Source organism: Ruegeria sp. N4 (genome assembly GCF_056531425.1).
Map to the genome: position 1 here is coordinate 86,713 of NZ_JBQFLT010000003.1, position 13,096 is coordinate 99,808.

The window sequence follows — 13,096 nt, forward strand, 5'->3', positions numbered from 1 at the left end:
GCATTTCTTTCCGTAGCGTCTTATTTGACGTCAACGCCGCACAAGCAAGGTTCCGACATGAACTGGATCACAAACTACGTCCGCCCCCGGATCAACTCGATCTTCTCGCGCCGCGAGGTGCCCGAAAACCTGTGGCACAAGTGCGACGAATGCGGCACGATGCTGTTCCACCGCGAGCTGGCGGAAAACCAGAATGTCTGTACCCAGTGCGGTCACCACATGGCGATCACCCCGCGTGAGCGGTTCACCCATCTGTTCGACGGCGGTATCTTCACCGAGGTCGAGGTGCCCGCACCCAAAGACGATCCGCTGCACTTCCGCGATCAGAAAAAATACCCCGATCGCATGAAAGCCGCACAGAAAAAGACCGGCGAGAAAGAGGCGATGCTGGTGGCTTCGGGCGAAATCGGACGTACGCCGATCATTGCCGCCGCACAGGATTTCTCGTTCATGGGCGGGTCGATGGGCATGTATGTCGGCAACGCCATCATCGCCGCCGCGCAAGAGGCGGTGAAACTGAAGCGCCCGCTGATCCTGTTCTCAGCCGCTGGCGGCGCGCGGATGCAGGAAGGGATCCTTAGCCTGATGCAGATGCCGCGCACCACCGTCGCGGTCGAAATGCTGAAAGAGGCGAACCTGCCCTATATCGTTGTGCTGACACACCCGACGACGGGCGGCGTAACCGCGTCTTACGCGATGCTTGGCGATGTGCATATCTCGGAACCCAACGCCCTAATCTGCTTTGCCGGCCCGCGCGTGATCGAGCAAACCATCCGCGAGAAACTGCCCGAAGGCTTCCAGCGCGCCGAATACCTGCTGGATCACGGAATGCTGGATCGGGTGACCAAACGCACCGAGATGCGCGAGGAACTGATCACCATCACCCGGATGCTGATGAAACAGCCCCCTGCGATCAAGGGCGATCTGCCTGCACCGGAGCCCGAAGCCACTGCGGCTGATGCCCCGGCCGAGGATACGGACAAGAAATGACCGCGCAGACATCGGACGCCATCCTCGACCGGATGATGGCGCTGCACCCCAAGATCATTGACCTGACCTTGGATCGCGTCTGGCGTCTGCTGGACGCGCTGGATAACCCACAAACCAAACTGCCGCCGGTGATCCACGTGGCCGGAACCAACGGCAAAGGCTCGACCCAGGCGATGATCCGCGCGGGGCTCGAAGGGGCAGGGCTGTCGGCGCATGCCTACACATCACCGCATCTGGCACGGTTCCACGAACGCATCCGTCTGGCCGGAGAACTGATCTCGGAACCCGATCTGACGGCCGTGCTTGATGAATGCTACGCGGCCAATGGCGGCGAAAACATCACCTATTTCGAGATCACAACCTGCGCCGCCCTGCTGGCCTTTGCCCGCGCGCAGGCGGACTATACCCTGCTTGAGGTCGGCTTGGGCGGTCGACTGGACGCCACCAACGTGATCGAACAGCCCGCGGTCACGGTGATCACACCGGTCTCGATCGACCACGAACAGTTTCTGGGTAACACACTGGCGAAGATCGCGGCGGAGAAAGCCGGGATCATCAAGCGTGGTGTGCCCTGCATCGTCGGCCCGCAAGACGACGAGGCGATGGAGGTCATCGAACAGACCGCCGCCCGCCTCGGCGCGCCGCTGATTGCCCACGGCCAGCACTGGCATGTGGCCGAGGAAAACGGACGCCTGATCTATCAGGACGAAACCGGCCTGCGCGACCTGCCGCTGCCCAATCTGTTGGGCGCGCACCAGATCCAGAATGCAGGCGCCGCGCTGGCGGTTCTGCGGCACCTGAATCTGGGCGACGATGCCCATGAGGCTGCGGTGACCAAGGCCGAATGGCCCGCCCGGATGCAACGCCTGAAAACCGGGCCGCTGGTCGAAGCTGCCCCACAGGCCGAGCTTTGGCTGGATGGCGGGCACAACGCCGCCGCAGGTATCGCATTGGCGGACGTGCTGGCCAAACTGCCCAAACGCCCGACCCACATGATCTGCGGCATGCTGAACACCAAAGACGTGACCGGCTATCTCGCCCCGCTGGCGGCGCAGGCCGAAACCCTGACCGCCGTGTCGATCCCCGGTGAAACCGCCACGCTCAGCGCCGAAGACACCGCTGCGGCTGCGACGAAAGTCAGTCTGCCCGCCACCACAGCCAGCAGCGTTGCAGATGCGCTGAACTCCATCGTGGCCCAAGATCCACAAGCCCGCATCCTGATCTGCGGCTCGCTCTACCTTGCGGGCAATATCCTGCGCGAAAACGGCTGAGGCGATCCGCCCGCAGGGCTTCATCTGGCTAAAAATACCTCGGGGGAGCCGCCAAAGGCGGGGGGGGCAGAGCCCCCTAGGCCCCCCAATCCTCAGCCTGCATCTCCCTCAGGCGCGAGGCGGTGCGTTCGAATTCAAACGTCCCTTCGCCCTCGACATACAGCATTTCGGGCTCGGCGGCAGCGGAACAGATCAGCCGCACCTTCGCCTCGTACAAAGCATCGATCAGCGTGACAAAGCGCTTGGCTTCATTGAAGTTGTTGCGCGACAGGCGGGGGATGTCTTCCAGCACCAGAACCTTCACCTCGGCGGCAATGGCCAGATAATCCGCGGGGCCCAGCATCCGTCCGCAAAGATCATAAAACGAAGCCCGCGCGATCCCGTTGCGGAACTGCGGCAGCTCGACCGCCCGTCCCTTGACCTGCAACACCAGCGGATCAGCCGGACCACCGGCCAGATCGCTCCAGACCGCGCGGATGCTCTGCCGGGCTTCGGGGCCAATCGGCGTGAAATAGACCGGCGCACCTTCCAACCGGTTCTGGCGGTAATCGGTGGGTGAGACCAGCTCCCACACCTGTAGCTGCTCTTTGATATGCGCGATGAAAGGCAGAAACAGCTGCCGGTTCAGCCCGTCCTTATACAGTTCATCCGGATGACGGTTCGAGGTCGTCACGACCACAACCCCGCCCTCATGCAGCAGATCGAACAACCGCCCGACGATCATGGCGTCGGTGATATCGGTGATCTGCATCTCATCAAAGGCCAGCAAACGCACGGATTTCACGACCGCTTGCGCGACAGGGGCAAGCGCATCCTCAACCCCGTCCTGCCGCGCCTTGTGCATCCCGGCGTGAATTTCCTGCATGAAGGCATGGAAATGCACGCGCCGCGCGGGGATGTCCTGCAAACTGTCGACGAACATATCCATCAGCATGGACTTGCCACGCCCGACACCGCCCCACAGGTACAATCCCTGCGGTGCAGGTGGCGCCTTGCGAAACAACCCACGTTTCACCGGCGCGGCCAGCGCGGCGCGGATCCGTTCGAAATGTGGCAGAACAGCCTCTTGCGCGTCGTCGCGGGTCAAAATGCCTTCGGCAATGCGGGTGTCGTAAAGCGAGATCAAATCCGTCATAAACCCGAGCCTTACCTTTGACCCCCGGGCTTGAAAAGCGTCATTTCGGACAATGCATCAATTTTGCGGGATCGTTGTGGTGCCTAGGTGAATGGCCCGTCCAATTGCCAGAAGGTCACGGCGCAGGCGCAGGAATTTTGTTTCAGGCCAACATAACCCGACAGGGAAGAAATACCGAAACTACAGGTTTCGAACCCCGTCCGATGTCAGGGAGCTGACCAGATCGGCATAGTCTTCGCGGGCTTTTGCCCCCGCGCCGGAATTCCACATGTAATACCAGTTCAGCATCCCAAAGACAGACATGGTGGCTCCGCGCAGCTTGTCCTTGTCATCGCCAAAGGATTGAGGCGACAGGTCCTTCAGAATGTCGCGCATGAAATTCACCAAATCCATCTGATAGCCGCGTAGCCGCTTCTGTTGATCATGGGTCAGGGCACTCATGCCGCTGATCTGGACCCGGTGTTCGTCATCGGCACCCTGATAGGCGAACAGGATCTCGCGCACGGCCTTGCGCAGCTTTTCCTCAGGGTCCAAGCCGTCCAGATCAACGTTGCAAATTCGGTCGCGCAGTTCCCGCAGATAGGTTTCAAGGATGTCATACAGGATGGCATCCTTGCTGTCGTAGTAATGATAGATGTTGGCCTTTGAGATCCCGCATTCCTTGGCCAGCAAGGTCATCGAGGCGCGGTCAAACCCCTGATCGGCAAACACTTTGGCCGCCATTTTCAGGATTTGTTTCCGTTTCTGGTCGTGGTCTTTGGCAATTGTCCGGGCCACGGCTTATTCCTTGTCGCGATTGTCGATGACGCGCTTCGCCTTGCCCTGAGAGCGTTCGACGTCGCCGGGGTCACCTACAACAATTTCCGTGGAAACGCCAACGACGTCCTTGATCCGCTTGGTCAGCATTCGCGCCGCGGCAGTCTTGGACAACTCATCGGTGGAATCCAACGCCGCCTCGACAAAGACACGCATGGCGTCCATGCGACCGGATTTATAGAGTTCGATCTGGTAATAGGGCGCAAGGCCGCCGGTCGCCATCACCTGTTCCTCGATCTGGCTGGGGAAGACATTGACGCCGCGCAGGATCATCATGTCGTCGCTGCGCCCGGTGATCTTGGCCATGCGGCGCATGGACCGCGCCGTGCCCGGCAAAAGGCAGGTCAGGTCGCGCGTGCGATAGCGGATCATCGGCAGACCTTCTTTGGTCAGGGTCGTGAACACCAGCTCGCCGGTTTCGCCGTCGGGCAGGACCTCGCCGGTCTCGGGGTTGATGATTTCGGGCAAGAAATGGTCCTCCCAGATCACCGGGCCGTCCTTGGTTTCAACGCATTCATTGGCGACACCGGGACCCATGATTTCGGACAGGCCGTAGATATCGACCGCGTGCATGTCAAAGGCGGCCTCAACCTCGGCCCGCATGGCGTCCGTCCAGGGTTCTGCGCCGAATACACCCACCTTCAGCGAGCTTTCGCGCGGGTCCAGCCCCGCTTTGTGGAACTGTTCGAGGATATTGAGCATATAGGACGGCGTCACCATGATCCCGTCGGGCCGGAAATCATGGATCAGGCTGACCTGCTTTTCGGTTTGCCCGCCTGACATGGGCACCACGGTCGCGCCCAGCCGTTCGATCCCGTAGTGGGCCCCAAGACCGCCGGTGAACAGCCCATAGCCATAGGCATTGTGCACCATGTCCCCCTTGCGCAGCCCCGACGCGCGCAGGGACCGTGCGCCCAGATCGGCCCAATTGTCGATGTCGGATTTTGTGTAACCCACCACGGTCGGTTTGCCCGTCGTGCCGGATGAGGCATGCAGGCGAATGATCTCGCTGCGTGGGACGGCGAACAGGCCAAACGGGTAATTGTCGCGCAGGTCGTTCTTGTAGGTAAACGGAAACTTCGCCAGATCGGAGAGCTGTTGCAGATCGTCAGGATGCACGCCCGCCTCGTCAAAGCGCTGCCGATACATCGGAACGTTGTCATAGGCGTGGCGTACCGACCATTTCAGGCGCTCAAGCTGTGTGGCGCGGATTTCGTCGATCGAGGCGATCTCGATCGGGTCCAGGTCCGCCCGGTTCGGGGAAAGGTCTTCCATCGCGTGCCTCCTCTGGTCGCGAAGCTATTCTTCGAAATTCTGACCACCAATCGCGCGGGACATGCCACGAAACTCGGCGATCAGAGTGTTGTCCTGGTTGGTAACGCGGACGTCGTAGATACCGTTGCGGCCCGCAACGGTGACTTCGGTCGCGGTCGCGGTCAATTGGTCGCCCTTTTTTCCGGGGGCGAGAAAGCTGATCGTCGTATGCTGCGCGACGGTTGCCGTGTTGCGGCTGTTGCAGGCAAAGGCAAAGGCGCTGTCGGCCAGCGCATGGGTGACGCCCCCGTGGCACATGCCGTGCCCGTTACAGTGATGGGGCGCGATGGTCAGGGTCAGGACTGCGCGGCCTTCATCGACCTCGGCGATCTCCATCCCGAACCATTTGCTGGCCTCATCATTGGCCCACATCGCGGCGGCGGATTTTTCGGCGCGTTCCTTTGGGGTCATCCTTAGCGTCCTTGAAAATTCGGTGCGCGTTTTTCCAGAAAGCTGGAAACACCCTCGGCATAATCCGCGCTTTCGCCGCAGGTTTTCATCGCATCTGCTTCGATCTCAAGCTGATCGCTCAGGGATGTGGTGGCCGCCGTTTGAATGCAGTGTTTTGTCAGGCCAAGTCCAAGAGTGGGGCCGTTGGCGAGTTGCGCGGCAAGCGTGCGCGCCTCGTCCATCAGTTGATCATCGGGCAGCGCCTGCCAGATCAGCCCCCAGTCTTCGGCCTGTTTCGCGGTAAGCGGTTGCGCCGTCAGCGCCAGACCCTTGGCGCGAGCCTCACCCAAAAGACGGGGCAGGTGCCAACTGCCGCCGGTATCCGGGATCAGCCCGACTTTGGAGAAGCTTTGGATGAATTTTGCGCTTTCCCCGGCCAGAACCATGTCGCAGGCCAGTGCCAGATTTGCGCCCGCGCCCGCGGCGACGCCGTTCACGGCGCAGATCACGGGAAAGTCCATCGACCGTATTAAACGGACCAGCGGCGCATAGAAACTGCGGACCGTTTTGCCCAGATCGGGCGGGCCATCCATTTTCGACGGGTCGCGGTCGCCGAGGTCCTGACCGGCACAGAAGCCACGCCCGGCTCCGGTCAGCAGGATCGCCCTAGCCCGGCTGTCGCGCGCAGTTTCCAGCGCGCTCTGCAGGGCAAGGTGCATCTCTTCGTTGAACGCATTCAGCTTGTCGGGACGGTTCAGGGTTATTTCGACCCAGTTCCCGTTGTCTTGCACAAGAATCGTATCGCTCATGACTGTCCTGCCCGGTCCCGTTTCAACTTAATCATTGCATTAACCGAACGGTTGGTCAATATATAAACCCGAACCGATTCCGGGCCGATCAAAGGAATAGCTCATGTCGCTGGTGCGTGTTGATTTCAGGGGGGACGTGGCCTGGGTCACGGTTGACAACCCGCCGGTGAACGCAACCTCGACCGGGGTGCGGCAGGGGCTGTCCGACGCGGTTGACGCGGTCAAAGGTGCGCGCGTGGCGGTGCTGTGCTGCGCTGGCAGAACCTTTATCGCGGGCGGAGATATGTCCGAATTCGATGCGCCACCGGTTGAGCCGCATTTGCCGGACGTTGTGCAGAAAATCGAAGACAGTCAGGTGCCGTTCATTGCCTGCATGCACGGCAATGTGCTGGGCGGCGGGTTTGAGGTTGCGATGGCCTGCGCCTGGCGGACTGCCGCGCCAGGTACAGGCTTTGGTCTGCCCGAGGTCAATGTGGGCCTGATCCCCGGCGCAGGGGGCACGCAACGTTTGCCGCGTCTTGTAGGGATGCAGGCTGCTATCGACATGGCGTGCTCGGGAAAAATACTAAAAGCCGAGGCTTTGGCCAAACTCGGGGGCGTGGATCTTGTCGCAGAGGACCCCAAGGCCGCGATCCCTGACTTCGTCGCCAACCTGCCCGAACGTCCGATTCCTGTCAGCCAGCGCCCCGTGGCAGATTTTGCGCCTGACCTGCTGAACATCAGCCGCCAGGACCTGAAGAAACGCGCCAAAGGGCAGCAATCGCCGCTGGAGAACCTGACCGCGCTGGAATGGTCTGCCGAGCCGTTTGCAACAGCACAGCCGAAAGAGCGTGCCCGCCATCTGAAACTGCGCCAAAGCGCAGAAAGCCGCGCCCTGCGCCACGCCTTTTTTGCGGAACGCAGCGTGGCGAAACCCGCCGTGATCAAAGGCGCAACCGCGCGCGACATAAGTCGGGTCGCCGTTGTCGGCGGGGGGCTGATGGGCGCCGGAATTGCCACCGCTGCCCTGAGTGGTGGCCTGTCGGTCACTTTGATCGAACGGGACTCGGATGCGGCGGTAGCGGCGCACAACCGGGTCGAGGGTTTGCTGCAGGGGGCCGTCAAACGGGGTAAGATGACCGAGGTGCAGCTTCGGGATCGTCTGGCCGGTTTTCGGGCCGTGGACAAGTACGCCGAGGCCGCCGATGCAGAACTGGCGATTGAGGCGGTTTTCGAAGACCTGTCCGTCAAGCAACAGGTTTTTGCGGAACTGGCCCGCCATATGCCCCAAGACGCAATTCTGGCGACCAACACGTCTTATCTGGACCCGCTGGAGATTTTCGAGGGCATTGACAACCCGTCTCGCTGCATTGGCCTGCATTTCTTTAGCCCGGCCCATGTCATGAAGCTGTTGGAGGTTGTGCAAACCCCGCACACCTCGGCCGAGGTGGTCGCAACCGGGTTTGCGCTGGGTAAAAAGCTGCGCAAGATCTCGGTTCTGTCGGGCATTTGCGACGGGTTTATCGGCAACCGTATGCTGGCCGCTTACCGGCGCGAGGCCGATTATCTGCTGGCGGACGGGGCGCTGCCCTATCAGGTGGATCGGGCCATGCGGGCGTTTGGAATGCCCATGGGGCCGTATGAGTTGCAGGACCTGACCGGCCTTCAGATCGCCTGGGCCAATCGCAAGCGCAATGATGCAACCCGCGATCCGGGCGAACGCTATGTGACCATCGCGGACCAGCTGTGTGAAATGGACCGGTTTGGCCAGCGCACGGGCAAAGGGTGGTATCGCTACGAGGACGGCAAGCGCGAGCCGATCCGCGATCCCGAGGTTGAGGCGCTGATCGAAGCCTATTCCGCGCAGCAGGGCATTACTCGCCGCGCTTTTTCGGATGACGGGATCACCTCGCGTATACTCGCCGTGCTGGCCAATGAGGGGGAATTGATCCTCGAAGAGGGGATCGCGGAAAACACCGAGGCCGTCGATATGGTACAAATCCAAGGATACGGCTTTCCGCGCTGGCGCGGTGGGCCGATGGCCTATTGCAAAGAGATCGGGCCGGACGTCACCCGCGCAACCATGGCAACCGTCGCTGCAGAAAGTCCGGGGTCTTGGCGCATCGCGGAAGGGCTTGAGGGTCTTTAACATGTTGATGGTTACAAAAGCGACCATTAACGCATTTGCGAGTCATGTTTCACAGGGAGGAGACAGAACCATGAAACTTACCAAGTTGAGCACGCTTTTGGCCTCGGCCGCGCTGGCCGTTTCGGGCACCGTAGCGCTGGCGGCGGATTACACGCTGACCATTTCCAGCTGGGCCCCGCCGACCCATGGTATCAACGCCAAAATGTGGCCGAAATTCGTCGAGATGGTTGAAGACGCCACCGATGGTCAGGTCACTGCCGAATTGAAGCTGGGCCTTGCCCCTCCGCCCGCGCAGATGGACCTGATCATGGATGGCGCGGCGGATGCCTCGATCATCTTCCACGGCTATCAGCCGGGCCGGTTCGTCACCACCAAGATGATCGAACTGCCCGGATATGAAGGCTCGGCCGAGGATGCCTCGGTTGCCTATTGGCGCACCTATGACCAGCACCTCAAGGCAGCGGATGAACATCGCGGTGTGAAAGTGATCGCCCTGCATACCCATGGCCCGGCGCAGCTGCATTCCAGCAGCCCGGTGACCGCGCTGGACGAAGTCTCGGGCCTCAAGGTCCGTATTCCGGGTGGTGTTGGCGGTGACGTCGGTACGGCGCTGGGGGCAACCGGTATTCAGGTGCCTGCGCCGAAAGTATACGAAACGCTGGCCTCGAAAGCGGCCGATGGCGTGGTCATGCCCTTTGAATCCCGCAAGGGCTTCAAGCTGACCGAAGTGGCGCAGAACGTTTACGAAGTTCCGGGTGGTCTGTATCGCGGGTCGTTTGCTTTCATCATGAACGAGGATACCTTTGCCGATCTGCCCGCCGACCTGCAGGCCGCGCTGGAAGAGAACGTCTTTGGCGAACCGCTCAGCCGCGAGATCGGCAAGATCTGGGATGAGATTGACGCGATTGGCCGGGAAGCCACCGAAGGGACCGAGGGCAACGCGATCAACACAGCCTCTGCCGAGGATCTGGAAAAGTTCAATGCGATTGCAGTGGATGTGCGCGCCAAGGTGATTGATGAGGTCAACGGCACCGGCGTCGATGCGCAGGCCGCCTATGACATGATCGTCAATGAAATGGCTGCGCAATAACGCGCTTTGGCTGGCGGGATCGATCCGCCAGCCAGTTTCACCCACCGGGGACCAATCATGCAATCTCTCGTGACCTTTGCGCGTCGCGTCAGCATCATTCCAACGGTGCTGGCCTGTGTGGCGCTGTTCATCCTGATGGTGATGACCTTTTTCGACGTCATCCTGCGCTCTGTCTTCAATGCTCCGATTGAGGCCGCGACCGAGCTGACGCGGATACTGATGGCGATCCTTGTGTTCTCGGTTCTGCCGATGATCTCGGCGGGGAAGGGGCAGATCGCGGTGGACTTGACGGATGGGATATTCTCGCGCCTGCGGCTGAGCCGGGTGCGCGATGCGATTGTCTATCTGGTGTCCGGCATCATGCTGATCTGGCCGATTCAGCGGGTCTGGGTTCTGGCGGAGCGCGCGCGGGATTATGGTGATGTCACCGAATACCTGTCGATCCCGGTTTTCTACGTGGGTTGGTTCATCGCCGGTTTCACTGCGATCACCGCCGTTGCAATGATCATCACCGGCCTTCTGCAGATCTTCGCCCCCCACGCCTTGTCGGAGCACGCCTGATGACTGCCGCATTGATCGGTTTTGCCCTTGTTCTTGTCCTGGTGCTGCTGCGGCTGCCCATCGTGTTTGCAATGGGCCTGGTCGGGACGCTGGGCTTTGCCTATGAACGCGGCGGCAGCATCCTGTCCGAGCGTGGGTTAAAGGCCGCGATGTCGATGGTGGGTCGTCAGATCACCGATACGGCGCAGGATTACGGCCTGTCGGTTGTCCCGTTGTTCATCCTTATGGGCCTGTTCGTGAACAAAGGCGGTCTGGCGCGTGAACTTTATGCGGTTTCGAACGCCTTTCTGGGGCACTTTCGCGGTGGTATCGCCATGGCGACCGTCGCGGCCTGCGGCGGGTTCTCGGCCATTTGCGGCTCTTCACTGGCGACGGCTGCAACCATGTCCAAAGTCGCCATGCCGGAAATGCGCCGCTACCGCTATTCGGATGAGCTGTCGACAGCGTCGATTGCGGCAGGCGGCACGCTGGGCATTCTGATCCCGCCGTCGGTGATTCTGGTCATCTACGGCCTGCTGACCGAAACCTCGATCGGCAAGCTGTTCGTCGCGGGTATCATTCCCGGCGTGTTGGGCATTCTGTTCTACCTGTTTGCGGTGCGCTGGACGGTTTGGCGCAGGCCCGAGTCCGGTCCGGCGGGCGAACGCCATGGCTGGGGAGAGCGTCTGTCAGCACTGCGCTCGGTCTGGGCTGTGTTGCTGCTGTTCTTTCTGGTGATCGGGGGCCTGTATGGTGTGTTCGATTTCTACCCGCTGAACCTGACCTTCAGCCCGACCGAGGCTGCGGGCATGGGTGCAATGGGCGCGTTCCTGATCGCTCTGTCCCGTGGTGGGCTTACGCTGGCGTCCACCTTTGAGGTGCTGAAAGAAACCTCATTTACGGCGGCGGCGCTGTTCTCGGTCCTGATCGGGGCTCAGATCTTTTCGAATTTCATCAACCTTGCCGGTCTGCCCGAAGCCTTGATCGCCTTGGTCACGGCGTATGAGGTGGAACCCTTCGTGGTCATCCTGATGATCCTCGGCATCTACATCATTCTGGGCTGCGTCTTTGAATCGCTGTCGATGTTGCTGCTGACAGTGCCGATCTTTTTCCCGCTGGTCACGTCGCTGGGCTATGACCCGATCTGGTTCGGTATTGTCGTCGTTGTCGTCACCGAGATCAGCCTGATCACGCCCCCTGTCGGTTTGAACGTGTTCATCCTGAAAGGCGTGGTCGGCGATGTGTCGACAGGTACCATCTTCACAGGCGTCACACCGTTCTGGGTGGCGGACATCTTCCGCCTGGCCCTGATCGTTCTGGTGCCGTGGCTGGTGCTGGTTCTGCCCGAACATATGGGGGCGATGGGTCACTGATGTTCTCCCTGATCGCATTGCCAGAAGGGTTTCATGCCGACCCGTATCCAACCTACGCCACGCTGCGCGAGGACACGCCGGTCTGCTGGCAGCCCGACGGATCTGTGGTTCTGTCGCGATATGATGATCTGGATCTGGTGTATCGGGACACGGACCGGTTCATATCTGATAAAAAGGCGGTTTTTGGCCCCAAATACGGGGTCGACAGCCCTTTGTTTGAACATCACACGACCAGCCTGGTGTTCAACGACCCGCCCCTGCACACCCGTGTTCGCAAGGTGATGGTCGGCGCGATGAACCCGCGGGCTTTGGCGCAGATGGAGCCGGGGCTGATCCAGCTGGTCGATGGGTTGCTGGACGAGATGCAGGCGAAGGGCACGGTGGAACTGATCGAGGATTTTGCCGGTGCGATCCCGATAGAAATCATCGGCAACCTTTTGGGCATTCCCCGGTCCGAGCGGGGGCCGCTGCGCGATTGGTCTTTGGCCATTCTCGGCGCATTGGAGCCCAAATTGACGCCAGAGCAAGAAGAGTGGGGCAACCGCTCGGTATCCGACTTCAAGGATTTCCTGAGGCATATCGTAGAAGACCGCCGCGCCAATCCCGGAGACCCCGCGACGGATGTTCTGACCCGGCTGATGCAGGACGACACCGATGGCGGGCTGACCGAGGTCGAGCTGTATCAGAACTGCATTTTCATCCTGAATGCGGGGCATGAGACCACCACCAACCTGATCGGCAACGCGTTGGAGTTGCTGGACCGCCACCCCGACAAACGGGCCGAGTTGCTGGCCGGCCCCGATCTGATCACCACCACAGTTGATGAGTTTCTGCGGCTGGAAAGCCCGAACCAGTTTGGCAATCGTTTGACCACCCAAGACGTGCCGTTTCACGGAGAAACAATCCCGGCGGGGACCGACATTCATCTGTGCATCGGCGCGGCCAACCGCGACCCGCGGCAGTTCGACCGGCCTGATGATGTCCAGTTGAACCGCCGCCCCAACAAGCATCACGCCTTTGCCGGTGGACCCCATACCTGCGTCGGCCTGACCCTGGCGCGGATGGAGGGGCGCGTTGCCGTCGGGCGTTTTCTGACCCGGTTCCCCAACTATCGTATCACGGAAGGTGTCGAACGCGGCGGGCGGATCCGGTTTCGCGGCTTCGCACGACTGCCCGCGCAGGTTTGAGATGTTTGGTTCAGGGGTATCGGCTCGGGAATTTATTGACCGACCGTACGGTT

12 protein-coding genes are annotated in these 13,096 nt (G+C 60.8%); 7 read left to right on the plus strand and 5 right to left on the minus strand.

The features are described from left to right. Positions 1–57: 57 nt before the first annotated feature. Together accD and ACR0LW_RS06925 are read left to right on the plus strand one after the other, a co-directional pair. Positions 58–990, plus strand: a complete 933-nt coding sequence (gene accD / locus ACR0LW_RS06920) for an acetyl-CoA carboxylase, carboxyltransferase subunit beta (RefSeq protein WP_480882028.1) — start codon at positions 58–60, stop codon at positions 988–990. Beyond that, on the plus strand, positions 987–2,261 hold the full coding sequence (locus ACR0LW_RS06925) for a bifunctional folylpolyglutamate synthase/dihydrofolate synthase (protein ID WP_480882029.1): 1,275 nt from the start codon (positions 987–989) through the stop codon (positions 2,259–2,261). Before accD ends, ACR0LW_RS06925 begins: the two co-directional genes overlap by 4 nt. Positions 2,262–2,337: 76 nt before the next feature. Here the strand turns inward: ACR0LW_RS06925 and zapE are convergent, their stop codons facing one another. From zapE to paaG, 5 genes are all read right to left on the minus strand, one after another. Then, on the minus strand, positions 2,338–3,396 hold the full coding sequence (gene zapE, locus ACR0LW_RS06930; RefSeq protein WP_480781241.1) for a cell division protein ZapE: 1,059 nt from the start codon (positions 3,394–3,396) through the stop codon (positions 2,338–2,340). 180 nt (positions 3,397–3,576) lie between these two features. Then, a complete protein-coding gene (locus ACR0LW_RS06935; protein WP_480882030.1) occupies positions 3,577–4,173 on the minus strand; it encodes a TetR/AcrR family transcriptional regulator in 597 nt (198 codons plus the stop codon). A gap of 3 nt (positions 4,174–4,176) precedes the next feature. Beyond that, positions 4,177–5,487, minus strand: a complete 1,311-nt coding sequence (gene paaK, locus ACR0LW_RS06940) for a phenylacetate--CoA ligase PaaK (protein WP_170736007.1) — start codon at positions 5,485–5,487, stop codon at positions 4,177–4,179. Positions 5,488–5,511: 24 nt separating this feature from the next. Further along, positions 5,512–5,937 (minus strand): hydroxyphenylacetyl-CoA thioesterase PaaI, encoded by a 426-nt coding sequence (gene paaI, locus ACR0LW_RS06945; protein ID WP_170453890.1) that lies wholly within the window; start codon positions 5,935–5,937, stop codon positions 5,512–5,514. Positions 5,938–5,939: 2 nt separating this feature from the next. Further along, complete coding sequence (paaG, locus tag ACR0LW_RS06950; protein WP_480882031.1) at positions 5,940–6,725, minus strand: 2-(1,2-epoxy-1,2-dihydrophenyl)acetyl-CoA isomerase PaaG; 786 nt, start codon at positions 6,723–6,725, stop codon at positions 5,940–5,942. Positions 6,726–6,828: 103 nt separating this feature from the next. Here paaG and ACR0LW_RS06955 point away from each other — a divergent pair, with 103 nt between their 5' ends. The 5 genes from ACR0LW_RS06955 (at position 6,829) to ACR0LW_RS06975 (ending at position 13,043) form a co-directional block, all read left to right on the plus strand. Next, entirely contained in the window at positions 6,829–8,853 is a 2,025-nt protein-coding gene (locus ACR0LW_RS06955; RefSeq protein WP_480882032.1) for an FAD-dependent oxidoreductase, read from the plus strand. 70 nt (positions 8,854–8,923) lie between these two features. Then, complete coding sequence (locus ACR0LW_RS06960) at positions 8,924–9,943, plus strand: TRAP transporter substrate-binding protein (protein ID WP_480882033.1); 1,020 nt, start codon at positions 8,924–8,926, stop codon at positions 9,941–9,943. Positions 9,944–10,000: 57 nt separating this feature from the next. Continuing rightward, a complete protein-coding gene (locus ACR0LW_RS06965) occupies positions 10,001–10,504 on the plus strand; it encodes a TRAP transporter small permease (protein ID WP_480584814.1) in 504 nt (167 codons plus the stop codon). Beyond that, complete coding sequence (locus ACR0LW_RS06970) at positions 10,504–11,856, plus strand: TRAP transporter large permease (protein WP_480882034.1); 1,353 nt, start codon at positions 10,504–10,506, stop codon at positions 11,854–11,856. The genes ACR0LW_RS06965 and ACR0LW_RS06970 overlap by 1 nt, the downstream gene beginning before the upstream one ends. Then, entirely contained in the window at positions 11,856–13,043 is a 1,188-nt protein-coding gene (locus ACR0LW_RS06975; RefSeq protein ID WP_480882035.1) for a cytochrome P450, read from the plus strand. Before ACR0LW_RS06970 ends, ACR0LW_RS06975 begins: the two co-directional genes overlap by 1 nt. Positions 13,044–13,096: the final 53 nt, after the last annotated feature.